This is a genomic window from Vallitalea okinawensis (assembly GCF_002964605.1).
GTDB lineage: Bacteria > Bacillota > Clostridia > Lachnospirales > PQDH01 > Vallitalea_A > Vallitalea_A okinawensis.
In genome coordinates, this window is sequence record NZ_PQDH01000001.1 from 531,534 (window position 1) to 552,320 (window position 20,787).

Genomic DNA, 20,787 nt, shown 5'->3' on the forward strand with positions numbered 1-20,787 from the left:
AGAGGATTTTCCTTGAGAATGAAAAAAGCCTCACACCGGAGTGCAAGGCATAAAAGGGGATTAGCGATTTCTTAAAAAGCTTTCGATAGCTTCTACATCTTTATCGCCTCTTCCTGAGACGTTGATAATAACAATTTCATCCTTTGATAATGTGGGAACAAATTTTCTAGCATAAGCTATAGCATGTGAGCTTTCAATGGCAGGTATAATCCCTTCTGTTTTTGATAAGTACAAAAAGGAATCTACTGCTTCCTCGTCTGTTGCTGCAAAATAGTCCGCTCTTCCTGATTCTTTAAAATATGCATGTTCTGGTCCTACACCAGGATAATCAAGTCCAGCTGAAATAGAATAAACAGGTTTCACATCACCATTATCATCCTGAACATATATTGTACGCATGCCATGTAGCACACCTTCTTTACCAAGTGTCATAGTAGCAGCATGTTCATCAGTATGAATTCCTTTACCTGCTGCTTCTACACCAATTAACTTCACTTCTTCATGAGGTACAAACTCTGCAAATAAACCTATAGCATTACTACCACCGCCTACACAGGCTATACAATAATCTGGTAAGCGACCTTCTTTTTCTAGAATTTGTTTCTTGGCTTCTTTACCAATAATTTTTTGAAACTCTTTAACAATAACGGGATAAGGGTGTGGTCCTACAGCTGAACCTAATAAATAGAAGGTATCATCAATTCTTTCTACCCATTGTGCAATGGCAAAATCAACAGCATCACTTAAAGTACGTGTACCCGTTGTAACAGGTGTAACTTTTGCCCCAAGCATTTCCATCCTAAACACATTGAGTCTTTGGCGAATCGTATCTTCTTCCCCCATAAAAATTTCACATTCCATATCAAACATTGCTGCCGCAGTAGCTGTAGCAACACCATGCTGGCCTGCACCTGTCTCAGCAATAATTTTCTTCTTTCCCATCCGCTTTGCCAATAATATTTGACCGATAACATTATTAATCTTGTGAGCGCCAGTATGGTTAAGATCTTCTCTCTTAAGGTATACTTTTGCTCCCCCTAAATCATTGGTCATGTTTTCAGCATAGAACAAAGGACTAGGGCGTCCAACGTATTCTTTTAAATACATCTTGTATTCTTCAATAAAACTTGAATCCTCAATAGCTTCTTCAAATGCTTTTTCTAATTCTCCTAAAGCTTTTACTACTGGGTCAGGTACATATTGACCTCCAAATTCTCCAAATTGATGTCTCATCTCATCATCATCCTTTCATTAATTGATTCTCTACAATGTCATACTATCAGTCATGCAGTTAATCATCTTATTATTCTAATTATTCAGTATTTTGATTTTATATTTCGCACTAAATTCATATCTTTATACAGTAAAAGCACCCCTCCCAGCATTGGGACGAAGTGCTCGCGGTGCCACCCAACTTAATCCATTAGATCAATGACCTTAAATATTAAGGTTTGCACATAAAAAAACTCCGCCCTAGGACGAAGTTATTAGCCACCTAATGAATCAACTTTTTCAGATACAACATGATATCCTATCCTGTAACGTAGGAAGTACGGCAAAGGCTACTTACAAACATGTTCACCCAGCTTCTCATGAATCCATTCAGTCTTAACGTTCGTACCGGCCTTCCACTATCACCAGCTCGCTGCAACGACTAAATTAAAACTTACTACTTTCAATCAACGAATTTAGTAACGATATGCTTATTTGAAAGTTATTTTATCATATCCTTCATATAAAGTCAATAGAAATAACTAAATTTATTTTGCTAATGTATCCAAATGAAGCAGTTTTACGATTTTTTCTATCTTTAATTCATCCAGTTCAATTTTCGTTGGATAACTTGTTATATAACTTAGTAATTCCGATTGATCACTAAATACAGCTTTTTGATTGACCAATTCAACTTCAGATCGCTTATTACTAAAATAAACAATACCTTGAATCCAAGTATGTACATTAAAGCGTAAAAGATACTCTGCTAGAGCTAGTACTTTTCTGTCAACCACAGTACTTTGATTACCGATTGCTTTTACAAAGATCTTTGCTTTTCTTTTTGACAAGTAACGTAGCCAATAGTTAATGTCTTTACTTTCATAGATATGTCCCTTTGTCCCATTTACCTCCATAACAAAAATACCATTTTCTCCAATTACAACAAAATCACATTCAATAATATTACCTTGATAAGGAACATAAACATTTCTTAGAACAGTATATTTTTCTGGTAATCTGCTAAGATCTTTTAAGGCCGCATCATCTTTTTTTAATCTTTCTCTTTCTCTTGAAAAGGTCTTAAAATAGAAAACACCAGGAATAACCAATCCAACGAAGGGTATTAACATATACAAGGTTGGAGCCATACCAAAATCAGATAATATAATGATACCTGCTATCCCAGTTAAAACCATTAAAAAACCTAATAGTAGGTCTCTCTTGACTCGAGATTGCAAATATTTCTTATTGACGATAACTTTACTCATTTTTCACCTCATTTTCTATATTCCTCTTTTTATTTTAAGGTGAATTGAGAAATTTTTCAACTCTTATCCAAAAGTTCTTTGATTATAGCAATTTCCATAGTATAATATTTATAGTTATACAGAAAGTGGTGATTATGTGAAAAATTCAGAATATAATGTCGAATCCATTATAGAAAATATTGAGAATGTTGTAATTGGGAAACGAAATGAAATCAAGCTACTCCTTACAGCTCTATTATGCAACTCCCATGTACTTATTGAAGATGTCCCTGGTGTAGGTAAAACAACTATAGCAAACGCACTAGCGAAATCCATCGAAGGTGATTTTAAACGTATTCAATTTACTCCTGATGTTATGCCTTCAGATATCACTGGCTTCTCTATGTTCAATCCTAAAAAGAACAGTTTTGAATATGTTGAAGGGGCAATTATGGCCAATATTATTTTAGCAGATGAAATCAACCGTACACCACCTAAAACACAGTCAAGTTTAATGGAAGTCATGTCAGAAAAGCAAGTTACTGTTGATGGTAAAGCCTATAAGCTGCCTCAACCTTTTATGGTTATTGCTACACAAAACCCAGTGGAGTACCTAGGTACTTATCCCCTACCCGAGGCGCAAATAGATCGTTTTATCATGAAAATCTCCTTAGGTTACCCCAATGCTAATGAGGAGTGGGCCATTTTAACCGCATATCAAAAAACAAATCCTCTAGATACACTTCAATCCGTTGTTAGTTGTGAGGAATTAATTAAAATGCAGAAGATCGTTCGTGAAGATATTGAAATCGAAGAAAGCATTTATGATTATATCATAGAGTTGGTTGGTAAAACCCGATCTCATCCCTATGTGCAATTAGGAGCTAGTCCCAGGGCTTCCTTACACTTATCTCTAGCTTCAAGGGCAATGGCTTTCATGAATAACCGATCTTATGTACTACCTGATGATGTAAGATCATTAGCTCAAAATGTTTTGGTTCATCGATTAGTCTTACATCAAGAAGCTAAATTAAAGAAAGTGACTTCAGAGCAAATCATCAGTGAAATTATTAAAGATACCTCACTGCCGGTGGTGAAAAAAAGATGATTTTTACTCGTATTTTTTACCTCTTGTTGACTATAGCTTCAGGTGTAGTCATCTATTTTAATGGAGGTGTTATACCATCACTAATTTTTTTCATATTGCTTTTCTTACCTTTGGTAAGCTTTTTACACTTACTATTTGCTAGATTTACCTTTACCTATGATGAATCTATTGATACAGAACGTATTATAAAAGGTAATCGAATTCATTATAACTATCGCTTTAAGAACAGAACCATTATCCCCTATCCACCTATACGAATCATCTTCTCTGGAGATCGTGAAGTTTTTGAAGATCATCATTATGTGAGTAATAACGTTCATCTTCTTCCTTTTGATCATCATGAGATTAGTATTCCTCTCAAATGTCTTTATTGGGGTGAATATAAAATCGGTATAGATCGTGTTGTCTTCAAAGATTTTCTTGGTCTATTTCGTGTAAAGAAAAGAAACAAGGACCCTTTTATGATATTGGTATATCCTCGCGTTATCCCTCTTAAGAACATAACCATTCGACCTGCTTTGATGGAAACCTATCGTAATATTCATCAGCTAGCAAAAGGGAATAAAGAGATTGTTTCAGATATCAGGAGTTATCGTTACGGTGATACACTTCACGATATTCACTGGAAGTTATCTAGTAAACATAATGAATTGTTAGTAAAAAACTATCACGACATCAAGAACAATAATATTTCTATGTTTATCGACCTATATCCTATTACCCACAAAGCTAAAATACAAATCATGGATAAAATTATTGAAACTTCTGTGGCGGTCATCAATCACTGTCTTCAAAATAGTCTCCCACTGGAAATCTATACGTCTGAATACGCTCATGACTTTAAAATTGCAGAGCAATTCCAGGAAGCTTATGAACATGTATCAAAGGTCTATTTCCGCTCTAGCTTTAGTATAAACTCTTTAGTGATTAGTAAAACCTTAGCTTGTCATGATTCTCATAATAAAAATCTGATCATCGTAACAAGCCATTTAAACAACGAGCTTCTGGGCAGTATACATGAATTAGCTAATGCTACCTACAAAATATATCTTTTCTTTATCTCACCTAAAACCTTATCAGCAAAAGATAAAGAAAGTTATAGAGATTTATTGCAAAACAATAGCATCCATCCTTTTTTCGTTAATCTCGATGACCATATTACGGAACTATATGAGGGGGTGTAAAGATGAAAAAAAGCTATAGTATTGGTAATTATGTCGTAAGGAATTTTCTCATAGCCTGTTTTAACCTTAGCATTGTTTTTGGGTTAATCACATTGTTGAACTATGAATTAACTTTGTACGAAGTTATTAAGATTTCTTTCATCTTGATCCTCATGATTGCCTTAACCTTTTATAATCGTGTTACATTTACAACAGCCATGTTTTTACTTTTTATATTCCTAGGAGCTTCGGTTCTTGATAAAGAGGACTCGGGATTTAACCTCTATTATTTTATCGGTGATTTTATTGATGCTATACAACACTCTATGGTTTCACACAAGTTCCCAACCTATTTTCAAGACACCATGCTGACTGTAATTATCCTTTCATTAGATTTGGTATTGTATTTCTTCGAGTTTAGATTAAAACGTTTCAATCCCATTATCATCATCTTGCCGGGTCTACTACTCTATACATTACCAGGCTTTTTCAACATGAATGCGAGTTTTGAAGGTTTCTTATTGTTTGCTTTTGCATCCATGCTTTATTACATGATGTATCAATACCGAAAAAATGACAACAGTAACGCACTACAGTATCTCGTAGGTTTTGTATTAACAGCTGTTTTCTCACTCATGGTTTTAACGTCATCCGCCTATGTACATGTAAATTACCCAGACTCTTTAAATTTTATTAAAGATATCGCCTATTATGTACAAAGTTTGGATATATTCGAGGATTCACCTTTGAATGGTGGAACTGTTGTCTACGACTACCAAAAAACAAACTTTGAAGGTCTAGAAAATCAGGATCAAACAGTTGTCATGACATTGACAAAATCAGATGCAGATTATTTAATTGGTACGACCTACCTTGAGTATGAGGATAATAATTGGGCCAAGTCATCAGATGAATTGAGTATCTCTATTGAACTGGATACTTACTATTCAACTTTATTAGAGCAAAGTCTTTTTGGTATTCATCATTTACGTATGTTATCCTATGGGGTTCCATTAAATGAATTAACCTTACCTAATACCTTAACCTTAGAAGATTATCCTATCAAAGCAGATGAAATGACGATTGAATATAATAATCTAGTCAGTTATGCTTTATTTAAACCTTATAATGTTCAGGGTATTATACCTGACAGTGCAATGGCAACTACTGAGAATGAATATACCCTCTCTTTTCAAGATAACATATCAGCTAGGTATCCATTAAAACAAGGTACTACTTATGAGGTAAGTTCTATTCATTACAATTTTGATGACCCAGTTTTTCATAACTATTTGAGGCAAAGTTATATTGGTTTAGATACTGATCTTACCGAAGGTAGAGATTTAGCTTATCGCAAAGATTCATTAGCAACAACTGAAGCTTATATGAATATTCCGGATACCATCGACCCAGAAGTTTATACTTTGACTGAAAACATTACTGCACCTTATCAAACCAATTATGATAAGGTAAGGGCTATTGAATCTTATCTAGCTAGTCAGTTTACTTATACATTGGATGTACCTCCTGTACCTGAAAATGCTGATTTTATCTCATACTTTTTACTTGAAACAGGAGAAGGTTATTGTACTTACTACGCTTCTTCAATGGCTATGATGGTGCGTATGCTTGGATTGCCGAGCCGCTATGTGACTGGATACCGTATACCATCTATTGATATGGAAGAATACGAAAACATTTACGATCCTGACCTCATGGATACAGAAACAGTTACTATCCGTGAACAAAATGCTCACGCGTGGGTTGAAGTCTATTTTGAAGGTTTTGGTTGGATGCCATTTGAGCCAACAGCACCCTTTTTTACATCCTATAGAAATGCCCTACCGGAAGAAGAAGTTATTACACCTTTTGATCCAACAGATATAGCTAACCAGCCTGAAACACCTGATGAAGAAACAGTGTTTCTTACGGAAGAAATGAAAGGTCGCATCAAGTTAATCTTCTGGATTTTGTTATTATTATCACCATTTATGTATAAAACCTATCGAGTCATCAGCTTCAAAGCACAAAATAACACCAATAAAGTTATATTTGCTTATAAAAGAATCTTATATGGTTATAAATTATTGAAGCTAGGTAAGCAACCTTACGAAACGGCTTCCGATTATTGTAAACGAGTTCATCATGAGTTGTGGTATATCGATGATAGTTTTGATGATGTAACAAAGATTTTTGAGAAGGCTCGCTACAGTTCTGATAATATAACTGACGAAGAGGTAGACATACTTATCACTTATCTTCTATTTATTAAAGATAAGATAAACAAGCAGTACTTCTTAATTAAGCCGATAAAGTTCTGGTTGAAATATTAAGTGGTTAAACGTTGAGTACGTGAGAAAGGGTAAAACAGTTTGCACTGTTTTACCCTTTCTCACTATTAAGGTGGAGTTTATTGCTCTGATAAGCTCAAAATATTGGCTATCATTCTATAGGCACCTGGAACAAGATTATCTAATTCTAAATGCCATACAATTGATGTATACATATAGGTTCCTTCACCATACTCAGCGACTAACCAAGTGCCATCTCTTGGTACATCTTCTTGACCAGGATCAGCTGCTGACATTAACTCCGTATAATTCTCTTTATCCCAAGATTCAGCTGTCCACTCAGCTCTTTGTTGGAACCAGTTATCCCAATCTTGGTCAGTTATTTGATTAGGAGCATTAAAAACTGCATGATCCGGTGCTAGTAGAGTAACTTCTGCATTTTCATCATTGATATTGGTACTGCTTAATTCAATTGGGTATGGCGCAAATTCTGGCTGCCATTCAAATGTTTTATTAAACTGCACAACCAAGTTGCCACCCTTTTCAACATAATCAAGTAATCGTCCGTTAGACGTTACTAAATCAGGTCTAGCTTTGTAAGCCCTTACCCCTAGCATAATCGTATCATAGACACTTAAGTCTGCAGTAGCTAAATCATCTGCAGTTAATAAGGTTACATTGACACCCATTTGCTCCAGTGATTCATAAACCTTATCATAACCGCTATCCACATAACCTACTTTGATACCATCAGCAACTTTTACATCTACTATCGTTAATTGATAGTTAGCTGGTTTATAGAGATGTTTGGTGTAGATATGAGGATATTCAATGATCTCATATCCCTGCTGGAATTTCTGTTCATTAGCTACCACTGTAGCTGTGAGATTAAAATCACCACTGACATCAGCTGGAACTTCTATGACTATTGTTACAGATGTTTCTTGATCTTCTCTGTCTATTTCAAAGTTAGTATCTGTACTTACTAATTGCCATCCTGTTGGTAAATCAAATTCAACATGACCACTTACATATCCCTCATAATTGTTACGAACAAGTACGTTAAGCGTGTTCCTCTGTACTTCTTCGGACGCTATTAACATTGCTCTCTCAGGTGTTACCGCCACTGATAAAGCTGGAACTAATTTTAATTCGTTGAAGCTATCCACTTTCATTGTTTGGCTATTGTATGAATAGGATGCGGCAATATCTAATGGTGATAGATCATAGGCATCTGTAAAAGCAGTTGCTCCTGCTGTTATGTTAAATTCAATAAGCCCTGACTGACCAGCCTTGAGTTGACCAATGGCTTTAGTGTTGTCATCTATTACCCAGCCTTCTGGAAGGTTAGCATGAATATTAACATCTTCTAAGACTCCCAGACCTCTATTATAGACCGTTGCTGTTGCACTAAAGCTTTGTCCTGGTATAACAGTCTCATCTGATAAACTTATATCTACAGCAATTGCAAAAACATCCTTCATAACTGTTTCGAAATCTTCTTCTTTTTGCTCTAAATACTGTATTGCATAATCTTTTTGCACAGATTCTACACTACTTGCTTGAGCATTCTCTTTTAACGATCTAACTAATTCGATTCCAGTAGTTAAATCCTCGTAAATGACCGCTTCATTCTTAGGGTCATATTTATTAATAATGGTATCGATTATTATGTTAAGCTTATCAAATTCAGCTTTCATAGTAGAATATTGATCATCATCTTGAAGTAAATCGCTGATTTTGTCCAAGCTGATATCAATACCGTCCATAACACCACTATTTTTTTGTCCTACAACTGTTTGGCTCAACATCCATCTAGAGATGCTTTCACCTTTCTTGGGTGTTCTAACCATGCCTTGGCATCGATGCATTGAACGAGATAAGGCACCTAATTCACTGTATGACATGCCCAATATAGGCGAATACTCACCTAGGTTAAGTTCTAAGTCATAGGTCATCCCCTTTTCAATATCTCTAGAACTTATCGCTTGATAAAGTTTCTTAACTTGCCAAGGTTGTAACCCTTCTTCAGTAATCTGTTCTGGAAAACGATTAGGATCAGCTGCTGCTGTAAAAGCTTCTTCAAGCATAACTCCAGTAGCCATGTGTTGACCATGATCACCTTTTCCAGTTCTATGGTGTGAGAAGATAACATCTGGTCTTTCGGTTCTAATATGTCTTACTATATTTCCCAGTAGAACTTCCCTGTCCCAAATACTAAATGTTTCTTCTGTTGAAACAGAATAACCAAAGTCAGAAGCGCCAAAAAATAATTGCTTTGCACCATCAATTACCCTAGCTGAAGCAAGCTCTTGCGAACGTATGACACCGAGTCCAGCATACAGTTCATCACCAATTTCGTTTTGTCCGCCTTCCCCCCAGTTACCTACTAAATAAGAAGTTTTCAAATGAAGTCCTTTGTTCAAGTAAGTCAGTAAAGCGTTGTTTTCGTCATCTGGATGAGCACCAATAAACATGATGTTACCACTGTTTTGTAGTTGCAGAATGTCTAGCAGAGTCGCTGTAGTTCCTCTTACGCCTAAGTATTTGTACTGATCTTCTTTTGCCATTACGTTACCTCCAAATAAGCCCATTGCTAATATTACTGTTAGTACTACACTGATCAAAGACTTCATTTTTTTACTTCCCATTTCGATTCCTCCTAAAAAATGATGAGAATGAGGTAGATCACCTCAAACATATACTACATCATTTCTTATCCTTTCACAGAACCAGCTGCTAAACTATCCACAACCTGTTCTTGTAAGGCTACAAAGGCAATAATACTTGGAATCGTAATAATTACAATAGCAGCAAATAATGCTCTGTAGTCAAATGAGAACTGGGATAAGAAATAATTAATAGCCAAGGGTACTGTTCGAACGCGCTTAGAATCAGTAATAACAAGTGCAAATAAGAATTCATTCCAGCCTAATATGAATTGTAAAACCGCTGCTGTAGCGAAACCAGGTTTTGCAATAGGAATCATAATGCTTAAATAAGTTCTAAAAAATCCTGAACCATCTATATAGGCAGCTTCCTCTAATTCTTTTGGAATACTTAAGAAGTAGCTCCTCAAAATATATAAAGTCGTAGGTAAACCTAAACCAATATTCACAAGTATAAGACCGCTTCTTGTATCATATAACCCTAAACCTCTAATCACTGAATAAATGGGATAAATCAATGCCGTTATAGGTAATAATAAAGAAACTGATAGTGTGACAAAAATAATATTTTTGAATTTGAAATCAAAACGTGCGATAACATAAGCTGCCATCCCAACTAGAAACACTCCTAAAAGAGTGGAGGTTACTACCACGATAATACTGTTCATATAATAATTCAATAATGGCGCTGTATTGAAAGCGTCAATGTAGCCTTCAAATGAAAACTCTGTAGGCAGCGCTAATGCAGAAGTTAATATCTCCTTATTGGATTTAAAAGATGACATCCATATCCACAAGAAGGGAATCAATGTAATTAGTGTAATGATCCATAAAAAAACATATTTAAAAAACTGAGTTATTTTTTCTGATATTTTCATCCGCTTCCCTCCTTCTTATCTGTCAGAATGACCTAAAACGAATAATTTATTAATAACAAAGATAATTAAGAATCCAATGATAACAAGTATGGTACCCATTGTATTAGCATAAGCGTAATTATTCTCGATTAAAGCAGTTTTATATAAATACAATGGTAAACTTAATGTGGTAGATCCTGGTCCACCGTTTGTTGTTAAGTAAATGTGTTCAAATTCCTTTAGCATACTTGTAGCAGAAATAAGAACACAAGTCCCTATAATATTTTTAAGTAATGGTAATGTTACATATAGTTTTTGTTGGAACTTCGTTGCGCCTGCAATGGCTGCTGCTTCATACAACGATGTTGGTATGGACATTATTTCTGCAAGAACTAAAATCGCTACCAAACCCGCATAAGGAAGCCAAGTCATTGTCACAGCAAAGAAGGCTGTTGACGTATCAAAGAACCAGTTTTGCTGAAAGTTCTCAACACCTAGAAAACTAATGAACTGATTGATTAAACCGATTTCTGGGTTATAAATATTCAGTAGAATAATTGCAAATGCTGCACCAGAAATCATGTTAGGAAGCATGTAAGAAACACGCATAAACTTCCACATTTTTGGTTTATCTGCTAGAAACAATGCTACCATTGTACCTAGCCCAACATGAAATGTTCCTTGTAAGACAACCCAAATAAGTGTATTTTTTAGACTAGCCATAAAGAGACTATCATTCGTAAATGCATTTATATAATTATCCAAACCTATAAATGTCTTATCACCCACAAACAAATTCCATTCTAAGAAGGATGTGGTTATAACATTATAGACAGGTATAAGATATATGATGACGAATATAATAATGGCGGGCATTAAGAAAATTGCTATATATAAATTTCTTTTTTTATCCATCTTCCCTGTCCTTTCGTTTATTGTAATATTCTGAATTCATGATACTAAATTTGAATTTATACACTGTTATTGCTACCAATAACAGTGTATAAATCATTTATCACATATCATTCACACTCTAGTTTTTCTCAGCTGTTTCTGTCATTCTTTCTGCAAACTCTTCTGGTGTAATATCACCTGTTGCTAGAGCTGGAGCTTCTGAACTAAAACGATCAACTACATTCGGATACCATGCAGATTGAGTTGTTGGATAACGATATTCTACAGCTGCTGATGCTTCAATTAATTCCGCTAATAAAGGATATTTAGCTTTGATTTCATCTGTTAATTCAATAGATGGTGATGCTGGAATTCTACCGATCATATCTAATCCTCTTAATTGAGCTTCTTCATCGGTAATGAATTTTAAGAATTCAACTGTTGCATCTGCTTTAGCTTCATCTTTTGAAGCTACAAAATAACCATACATAGGTGCATCATAAAGTCCATTTCCAGGATAAATAGCTGAGCCAACTTTATCTGCAAAACCTTCTTCAGTTTTATCAGAATCATTAAAGTCTGCGATCATCCATGGACCATTTGCGATCATAGCTGTTTTTCCTGATAAGAAATTGTTTGCAGCATGTTCGTATTTACCACCAACAGCATCAACTGTTGTGTATTTTTGATACATCATTTGAATTTTGCTCATACCATCGATAAATGCTGGATTATTAAAGTCTTTTGGATAGTAAGCATTTGCAAACTCTAAGCCTTCTGGACCACTAGTAGCAACCATTGAGTTCAACCAAAGGTTTGTAACCCAACCTGAATCTGCTGAATCCATTGATACTGGTATAATACCTGCTTCTAATAATACCTCGCATTGCTCAAAGAATTCATCCCATGTTTTTGCAGGTCCTTCTATACCAACTTGAGCAAATAATTCTTTGTTGTAGAAATAACCAATAGGCTGTTTCTCTTCTGGCACACCGTAGTATTTACCATCACGAGAGTTAAATGCTAGGTCATCTTCAGTGAAAGATTCTTTCCACTCTGGATCTGCTTCAAGATAAGCTGTTAAGTCAACAACTTGATCTTTTGCTAAAGCTAAATCTAATAAATTATAGCCCCCGGCATAAACTAAATCTGGTAAATCACCAGCTGATAATAAAATTTTCATTTTATCTACATAAGCTTGGTCGCCAGGAATCTCTTCAAGCTGAACATTAATCTTATCACCGTATTGCTCCTCGAATAATCTTAGATTTTCTGTTAATAATGGAGCACTTGAGTTTACCCCAACTTGGAATGTAGGAAATAAGATTGAAACTGGTTCTTCTGCTGATTTCTTATCATCAGTTGATTTCGTAGTTGTCGTACCTTTTGAAGTATCAGTGTTTGACTCCTTATCAGTGCTACTGCACCCTGCTAGCACCACACTACAACATAATGCAATAACTAAAGTTAATTTTATTAAACGGTTATACATCGAATCCCTCCTCTAAAATAGATAAATAACCTTACTACAGTTAGTATGTTACTATAAACAATTGCCAGTCACAATCTAATATTTTGACCATCTATAGGCAAAATTATCATAATAACACCTCAATGCTCTACCACCATGTATATTTCTCACAAAAAGCTACATCACTTACAGCTCTAGGTTTACTATTCCGATAACTGTAAAGATAAGCTTCAGCCGGTTTCATAGAATTAATCAGGAAAATAGCTTGTCTTATTATTAAGGTTGATTAACTATTAATTTTTTTACCTATAGGTCAAAATTCTTATAGTTTAACTTCAAGCTTAATTCTCCGCAATAATTTATGATATTCTTCCTTTGCTTCGATAATCTGAAGGATTACAGCCGGTATGCTTCCTAAATAGTTGAGAAAAATAAGCTGCATCCTCTATTCCAACAGCACGGGCTATATCATAGACCTTTTGATCTGTTGTGATCAAGAGATTTTTGGCAAATTCAACTTTGTTTGTTGTAATAGCAAAGGTTAAAGTTTTGTTAGTCACTTTTTTATATAAACGACTTAAATAACTACTATTCACATGTAAACTTTTTGCTACATCTTGCAAACTGATGTTTTTGTCTATATGACTGCTGATATAATCATTAGCTTCATTAACTAAGCGGTGCTTAGACCCTTCTGTAAAGCTCTTTTTAATAGAGTTAAACACTCCTAAGATAGAATCATTAATTTCATCTGAAGTCTGAGCTCCAGTAATTTGTACATGACAATTTTTATAGACTTGCAAACGCTTAGCTGACACATTCTCTGGATCAATCTTAGCTAAAAACTCCAGAATAATAAAGGCGTAATGCCTATAAGCCTCTGGATTTAGACGCTCGTCCTTCATTAATCTTAAAACTTCGTGAATGTATTCCTCGATTTTATCACTATCGCCACTAGCCATGACCTCGCCAACAACATTAAAAGCTTCTTCAATTTCCTTGTTTTGTCCAAGATTTCTATCTGAACTATGATTTCCTCGGAAAGTAAAGATAACGTCTTCCTTATCATAGAAAATACTTTCAATAGCAGCCATACTTTCTTCATATGCTTGTGCCATATATTGTATATCCTTATAGTTAAGACTAATCCCCATCTTCACTTGAATATCTTCAAAGGTCTCGAAAATACTCATCATTACTCCACAGCAAGCACATCTTTTTCTTTCATGCTCACTTACACATGTATCATAATCAAATAAGTATATGACAACATTATCATTCCCAGGAAAAAGCACTAAGTGGTCCATGTCCTTAAAGACCTCTTTAATGCACTTTCTGATAATGTGTCTGTAATAGTTAAATAGATAATGCTCATTTGACGTTGTTTCATCAGTATTCAAAAATACCTTGACGCTGATGCAACTGTAAAATTGGAATCCTTTTTGATTCAATTGATTGAATATCACTTTCTCTTTCTGATCCAATGTTATATGATGAATCATTTTATAGAGGACTAATTCCAAGTTTTTTTCCTTAGAACCCCTTACTTTTTCTCTTTCTTGAATATAGTCGATGGTTTTTACTATTGCTTTTTCCAATTCCTCATGTCTAGTAGGTTTGAGGATAAAATCTCTAACGTTATATTTAATTGCTTGACGAGAATATTCAAAATCAGCATAACCCGTTAATACAATAACTTCTATCGCTAATCTAGCTTCATAGATATACTTTGCCAGCTCTAACCCATTAACCTTAGGCATTCTAATGTCTGTCAAAATAATCTGCGGTTGATATTCTTCTAAATTTGCTATAGCATCCTCCCCGTTCTTCGCACTATAGACCACTTCACATTCTAATTTAGTCCAATCAATCAACCATGTTAACCCCTGTCTAATTTTATTTTCATCATCTACAATCATGACCCTATACATGTTGATCTCCTTTCCTATCCACTGGTAAAGTCAAAACTACCTTTGTTCCTTCACCTTTTTTAGAATGAACAGTGGCCCCATAAGCCTCTCCATACCTTAACTTAATGCGTTTATTCACATTACTAATACCAGTACCTGTATGCTTATGTTCAGCTTCCATTGAATGCTCATAACCAATACCGTTGTCTTCAATGAGGCATATAAGGGTATTTCCTTCTAATCTCAAATTCACTTCTAATCGACCTGGTCCATCTTTCTTCTCTATACCATGAACAATACCATTATCCACAAAGGGTTGAATACTTAACTTAGGAATATAGAACTGATATATAGCTTCATCCATTACGGTTACATCCACTTCTAATCGCTCTTCAAATCTTACCTTTTGTAAATAGACATAATCTTTAACATAGTTAAGTTCTTGTTGAACTGTAATGGTTTCTAAGTTAGCATAAACCATGTTGTTGCGAATGATATCCGCTAAACTATTGATCATACCATAAATCTCTTTTTGTTTTTGAGCTAAAGCCTCCCAAGCAATCGTATCTAAAATATTAAAAATAAAATGTGGGTTAACTTGTGATTGCAACATTTTCATCTCAGATTCTTGTAGTAAAAGTTGTTTTCTATAAACCTGATTAATTAAATAGTCTATCTTAGCTAGCATAGTATTAAAGGCACTGGATATATTATTAAATTCAAGCACTTTGAACTCTGGCAACTTCGTCATAAAGTTTTTATCAACACTGTCTTTGCATTCATCAGTGATTAGTTTTAGAGGACGTGTAATAAAGTTAGCAACGATGAGACCTATTATAAGTGTGATAGCCCCCATACTCAAAATGATAATAGTAAAGTTCCTTGATAACTTAATTTGCTTTTGTTGAACACTCTCTTTTGGTATTAAAATGGCTGTATAGTAGTCATAATACTCAAACCTAGAAATCCCAACAAAATAGGCTTTATCATTGATGATTGTTTCAAATATTTGACTGCTGTTCCTATTCATATAAATCTGGTCAGAAACTTGTGTACTACTGTCTTCTAAAGAAGAGGATAAAATTTCACCATGACTATCAAATACCAGCTGGACATTTTCGTCCAAATAGTCATTACTGGCATCACTTTTAACAAGTTGGTTAACATTGATACCCATAACCAACTGACCAATAGGTTGGAACTGTTCTAACTCATAGAAATCCCTTGTAAGGTAGACAATATCATCGTTTGTCTTAGATAAGAAATACTGTCCTTCTTTCTTCAGTAACTTTTGATTCTTATAAATTTCTTTATGCTCTTCTATTAAAGCTTGCTGCTTTCCATGCCTAATAACCCCTACATAATTATCTTCATCCATAAAAACAAAAAAGGTATCAATAACCTTTTCTCTCCAACTGGATGAGAAATTGAGGATGTTTTGAAGCTCGGTGGTCATATCCGATTTTATTTGGTTTTTTTCATACTGATCAGTGGAATACTTGAATGTGTTTAAGCTTTGACTAATTCCCTCATCAGCCACCACTCGCATATAAGTATCCTCTAAATAACGCATATTTTTCTCAATGTTTTGTCTCGAGAATTCTATGTTGGTGATAATACTCTTTTCTAGATCATCCATTAACGTCTTAGAATAAACTAGATTAAAATAAACTGCACAGATAATAATAGGTATACAAGTGCATAGCATCAATACGATAATTACGACCTTCTTAAAAGACATTATAACTCCCCCTCTCCCAAGAATTGAAAGCGTTTTCAATTGAAGGCACACATTTGTGTTAGCTCAACAGATTAGTTTCGTCCTCTATAATAACTCATTTATTTTTATTAATTTAGTCAATTACTATTATACACTATGATCTTCTGAGTTTCACTGATTTTTCGACTTTTTTTGTACTATTGGGTAAATCTTTCAATTCCATATACATTTAAATTCAGTCTTGAACAGGGTTAACCTTTCTGTACAGCATTTTATAGAACCAGTTAGCCGCTATTTTCTTGCTAAAGTTAATCTGGCAGGAATAATAGTAAATCTGCTGATGCCAACCTCTACTCTCCCAAAAATCTTTATCAATTTTCATCACTTTTAAAGCTAAAACCTTCTGAACTTGATATTGGATGAGCTGCGCCATTGATGGTTGGTACTTTTCTCTATTAAAACTTAAAAATCCTTTAATCAGGTCTTTTTCATTGTTACTTAATTGATATGGTATATCCTTATAAGTCTTTTTGATAACTCCCAAATGTGCTAATCCCCATTGATCACATACTTCTTTCATATATTGAGTGGTATTCTTTAACCCAGAGGCTGCAGTTGTACTAACAACTATAGCAGGTTTTCCTACCAAAACAGGACGATGAAACCATTTACATGTTCGGTCAAAGAAACTTTTCATCAATCCTGTTACCTGCCCCATGAATACTGGTGAACTTAAAACGATGCCGTCTGCCTGTTCCAACTTCTCCATAAGCAATGACATATCATCATGTAATATACAAGCATCTGTGAATATACATTTTTCACAACCAATACAACGCTTAATGTTATATTGAGTTAGATTGATTAATTCTACTTGATGTCCACTTGCCGCTATTTCTTCCTGAATGAGATCTAGTACTTTGATTGTATTTCCCTTCTGGCGACTACTATTAATCATTAGAATCCGCATAAATCCACACCACCCTATTTTCCAACTAAAAAATTTGATTCCTATAGCAAATAATAAGGGAATACTTAACGTACATCTCTTTAAATGTACTTGAGTCATTCCCTTTTATTATTAATTCTATTATAGTTTCTTGACGAAGATAACTTCTAATGGTTCAGCTTCTAGTAATAAACTACCACTATCCACATAACCAAGTTTCCGATAAAAATGCTGAGGAGATTCATTGGCTAAGGTTGAAGTCATAACAAGATCAAAGTTCTGCTTTTTCATTTCATCTTCCCAAAAACTCACTAAAGCTTTTCCGATTCCTTGACTTCGATAAGCTTCCTCTAACCACAACATGTTCATGAATGGAGTATTATCCCAAAAATAATTAAACCTCAGCCAACCAATGATACTATTATTTTCTCTAGCTACTATGATTTCTTCGCTTTCAATTTTTCTTTTTAGCATGTTTGCATCAACATGCTTATCCATATCATTTAAATATGCATAACAACTCATGTCTGCATAGCCCAATACTATACTCATCTTTTTCTCTCCTTTGAATTTAGTTCAATTATACACTTTTTAACTATCGGAGGAGAGCGTGCTATAGGTTAATGACCATACAATATAGTAAATAATGTCATCATTAATCTCCTAACTTGATATCTTATTCATTACCATGCTAATGAATTCATTTAAATACAGTTTATCACAAAAAACAATTACTGGAAATCGTTTTAAAGAATCTTTCAAAACTTTATAATATGATTTCTTATATTTTTAAGGTTGTAGCATCAATCCATTCCCATTCTGGATGACAATTCTTTATATCTTCTACCAATTTGAACAAAGCTTGATCTTTACGCTTACATTCCAGCATTATATCACAATCTTGGTTATAAGGCTTAATACAGTGAATCAAATTTTCAAAATCATGAGTATCAATAAAATCACTATGCTTCCGTAAATCTTTTTCACCTTCTCTTGGTGAAGATAGATGTATTTTGGCTGGCCATTTTTCCTGTCTCCAACTTTCAAAGATTTGAGGTAAATACATTTCCAATGGTTTCTCACTTGGGTTACATCGATGATGGTGAATATCTAGAACTATAGGAATGCCAAGATTCTCACTTATATAACACACATCAGACACATTGAAGACTTTATCATCGTTTTCTAGCATTAGTCTTTTTCGTACGCTAGGGTCGAGCTTCATAAAGTTGGTTATAAAACGATCTAATGCTACCTTTTTTCCACCTTGACTGCTGCCAACATGAATCACCATTCTTGAATCCATAGGTTCCAATCCCATGGATTCAAATAACTCTGCATGATGTAAAAGGTTAATGCCAGTTTTTCTCACTACCTCATCCTTGGTACTATTAATCACATTGAATTGATCAGGATGACTGTCCACTCGCATAGAACTTTCAATAATCTTCTTGCCAATGTATCGTAAATCCATTGTGAAATACTTTTCCCAATCCCACATGACCTCTGGATGAGTTGCAAGTGGAATTAATTTTGATGTTACTCGATAAAAATGAATATCCCTTTCCTGATTATATTCAAGTATTTTATAGAGTGCTTCTGTATTCGATAAAGTCACTCTTTTTAGTTCATTTAAACGCTTTTCCTCAGATAATATCTTTTTATATCGTGCAAAGGTCAGTGTACTGGATGATGTAACTTTGTCTAAATTTAGTGCTAATGCAACATAGCCGAAACGTATAATCATAAACATCACTCCTAGCATTTAAGTTTCAATCTCCATTAGTATGTGCATGAAAAAATTTTCTATAAACACGCCATAAAGCCTCCTTATACTTTAAGCTTTTTGCAATACTTCTAGTATAGACCTAAAATTTAATCCTATTTTCTACTTGACAAAGCAAGAATGATGCTATATACTTTTTATTAAATTATTATTTGATGAGGACAATGAGGTCCATGCATAGGAAGTATGCATGGACCTTTTTGCTTTTTTCATTTGAAATTATACATACTAGTCCGGAATAGTATTATGATTTTTCTCAATATTCTGTTATTAGGAGTGATGTTATGTCAACTTATGTAATTAATACAATGTGGGTTTTATTAGCTAGTATTCTGGTTTTTTTGATGCATGCTGGTTTTGCCATGGTAGAAGTAGGATTTACTCAATCTAAAAATGCTGTCAACATTATTATGAAGAACTTTACCACCGTATCCATCGGCGTCATTTGCTATTTTTTAATAGGATTTGGACTCATGTATGGAGAAGATACTCTTGGATTTGTAGGTACCAATTATTTTATGCTAATGGATACACCTGATGAAGTGGCTGGTATATCATTTTATGCCTTCTTCTTATTCCAGGCCATATTTGCAGCTACTTGCGCAACCATCGTTTCAGGTGCTGTTGCAGAAAGAACGAAATTCACCTCCTATATGCTTTTTTGCATAGTAGCTACAACGCTAATCTATCCCCTAATCGGTCACTGGATTTGGGGTGGTGGATTTCTATCCAATCTAGGGTTTAGAGATTTTGCTGGCGGCACCGCTGTTCATGGTGTCGGAGGTATCTGTGCATTGATCGGTGCTAAAATGGTTGGTCCAAGGCAAGGAAAATATAAAAACGGTAAAGTCAAGGCTATTCCTGGTCATAACATACCATTAGGCGCATTAGGTGTTCTTATTCTTTGGTTTGGTTGGTTTGGATTCAATCCAGGAAGTACTCTTGATATTACTTCATCAGAAACGATCCATGCCGCTATAACCACATTACTTTCTGGCGCTGCAGCAACGTTAGCTACGCTTTGTTTTTCCATTCTTCGCTACAAATTACCTGATGCTGCTCTTACATTAAACGGTGCTCTAGCCGGTCTTGTAGGTATCACTGCTGGAGCCAATATGGTAAGTTTCGGTGCCTCTATTGCTATTGGTATAATAAGTGCACTATTAATGGTTGTTTCTGTAGAGTTACTGGATCGGAAATTCCACATCGATGATCCCGTAGGAGCAATATCTGTCCATGGTGTTTGTGGAAGTTTTGGAACAATAGCTATCGGTCTCTTTGCAAAAGATGGTGGACTACTATTGGGTTTTGGACCAGGGTTGCTTCTTACTCAAGGAATTGGCACACTGATAGCATTAGCCTCAGCCGGTTTTCTAGCTTGGCTAACCTTTAGCATTATCAAGAAAACCATTGGTCTAAGAGTTGCAGGTGATACAGAAGCTGATGGCTTGGATGCAATAGAACATGGTATCTCTGCCTATTTAAATCTATAATCTGAGGAGGATTT

General features: G+C 34.8%; 15 protein-coding genes and 1 other annotated feature. Of the genes, 4 read left to right on the forward strand and 11 right to left on the reverse strand.

The annotated features are described in order from the left end of the window. Positions 1 to 60 precede the first annotated feature (60 nt). Positions 61 to 1,233, reverse strand: a complete 1,173-nt coding sequence (gene trpB / locus C1Y58_RS02590) for a tryptophan synthase subunit beta (RefSeq protein WP_105614425.1) — start codon at positions 1,231 to 1,233, stop codon at positions 61 to 63. 149 nt (positions 1,234 to 1,382) lie between these two features. Further along, positions 1,383 to 1,692, reverse strand: a binding site (T-box leader). A gap of 68 nt (positions 1,693 to 1,760) precedes the next feature. Continuing rightward, on the reverse strand, positions 1,761 to 2,483 hold the full coding sequence (locus C1Y58_RS02595) for a nuclease-related domain-containing protein (RefSeq protein ID WP_105614426.1): 723 nt from the start codon (positions 2,481 to 2,483) through the stop codon (positions 1,761 to 1,763). Positions 2,484 to 2,619: 136 nt separating this feature from the next. On the opposite strand from C1Y58_RS02595, the gene C1Y58_RS02600 reads away from it, so the two are divergent. From C1Y58_RS02600 to C1Y58_RS02610, 3 genes are read left to right on the forward strand one after another with little or no spacing between them, the layout of a single operon-like run. Continuing rightward, a complete protein-coding gene (locus tag C1Y58_RS02600) occupies positions 2,620 to 3,570 on the forward strand; it encodes an AAA family ATPase (protein ID WP_157949915.1) in 951 nt (316 codons plus the stop codon). Then, complete coding sequence (locus C1Y58_RS02605; RefSeq protein WP_105614428.1) at positions 3,567 to 4,754, forward strand: DUF58 domain-containing protein; 1,188 nt, start codon at positions 3,567 to 3,569, stop codon at positions 4,752 to 4,754. The genes C1Y58_RS02600 and C1Y58_RS02605 overlap by 4 nt, the downstream gene beginning before the upstream one ends. A gap of 2 nt (positions 4,755 to 4,756) precedes the next feature. After that, a complete protein-coding gene (locus C1Y58_RS02610; protein WP_105614429.1) occupies positions 4,757 to 7,066 on the forward strand; it encodes a DUF4129 domain-containing transglutaminase family protein in 2,310 nt (769 codons plus the stop codon). A gap of 77 nt (positions 7,067 to 7,143) precedes the next feature. Here C1Y58_RS02610 and C1Y58_RS02615 read toward each other — a convergent pair whose 3' ends face one another. The 9 genes from C1Y58_RS02615 to uvsE form a co-directional block, all read right to left on the reverse strand. After that, positions 7,144 to 9,675 carry a PIG-L family deacetylase gene (locus tag C1Y58_RS02615; protein WP_105614430.1) on the reverse strand — a complete coding sequence of 844 codons (2,532 nt, stop codon included), beginning with the start codon at positions 9,673 to 9,675 and terminating at the stop codon, positions 7,144 to 7,146. Between the two features lie 65 nt (positions 9,676 to 9,740). Next, the gene (locus C1Y58_RS02620; RefSeq protein ID WP_105614431.1) at positions 9,741 to 10,571 is read right to left on the reverse strand and encodes a carbohydrate ABC transporter permease; all 831 of its coding nucleotides are present in this window, start codon (positions 10,569 to 10,571) and stop codon (positions 9,741 to 9,743) included. A gap of 15 nt (positions 10,572 to 10,586) precedes the next feature. Further along, entirely contained in the window at positions 10,587 to 11,465 is an 879-nt protein-coding gene (locus C1Y58_RS02625; RefSeq protein ID WP_105614432.1) for a carbohydrate ABC transporter permease, read from the reverse strand. 118 nt (positions 11,466 to 11,583) lie between these two features. Continuing rightward, entirely contained in the window at positions 11,584 to 12,936 is a 1,353-nt protein-coding gene (locus tag C1Y58_RS02630; RefSeq protein ID WP_105614433.1) for an ABC transporter substrate-binding protein, read from the reverse strand. A gap of 338 nt (positions 12,937 to 13,274) precedes the next feature. After that, positions 13,275 to 14,846, reverse strand: coding sequence for a response regulator transcription factor (locus tag C1Y58_RS02635; protein WP_105614434.1), 1,572 nt, complete (start codon positions 14,844 to 14,846; stop codon positions 13,275 to 13,277). Then, positions 14,839 to 16,566 carry a sensor histidine kinase gene (locus tag C1Y58_RS02640; protein ID WP_105614435.1) on the reverse strand — a complete coding sequence of 576 codons (1,728 nt, stop codon included), beginning with the start codon at positions 16,564 to 16,566 and terminating at the stop codon, positions 14,839 to 14,841. The genes C1Y58_RS02635 and C1Y58_RS02640 overlap by 8 nt, the downstream gene beginning before the upstream one ends. A gap of 214 nt (positions 16,567 to 16,780) precedes the next feature. Then, positions 16,781 to 17,515: a flavodoxin family protein gene (locus C1Y58_RS02645; RefSeq protein ID WP_157949916.1), complete on the reverse strand. Its 735-nt coding sequence runs from the start codon at positions 17,513 to 17,515 to the stop codon at positions 16,781 to 16,783. Positions 17,516 to 17,635: 120 nt separating this feature from the next. After that, on the reverse strand, positions 17,636 to 18,046 hold the full coding sequence (locus C1Y58_RS02650; RefSeq protein WP_170311491.1) for a GNAT family N-acetyltransferase: 411 nt from the start codon (positions 18,044 to 18,046) through the stop codon (positions 17,636 to 17,638). A gap of 229 nt (positions 18,047 to 18,275) precedes the next feature. Further along, the gene (gene uvsE / locus C1Y58_RS02655) at positions 18,276 to 19,241 is read right to left on the reverse strand and encodes a UV DNA damage repair endonuclease UvsE (RefSeq protein ID WP_105614437.1); all 966 of its coding nucleotides are present in this window, start codon (positions 19,239 to 19,241) and stop codon (positions 18,276 to 18,278) included. A 323-nt stretch (positions 19,242 to 19,564) separates the two neighbouring features. Between uvsE and C1Y58_RS02660 the strand changes: the two genes are divergently transcribed. Beyond that, entirely contained in the window at positions 19,565 to 20,773 is a 1,209-nt protein-coding gene (locus C1Y58_RS02660) for an ammonium transporter (protein WP_105614438.1), read from the forward strand. Positions 20,774 to 20,787 lie beyond the last annotated feature (14 nt).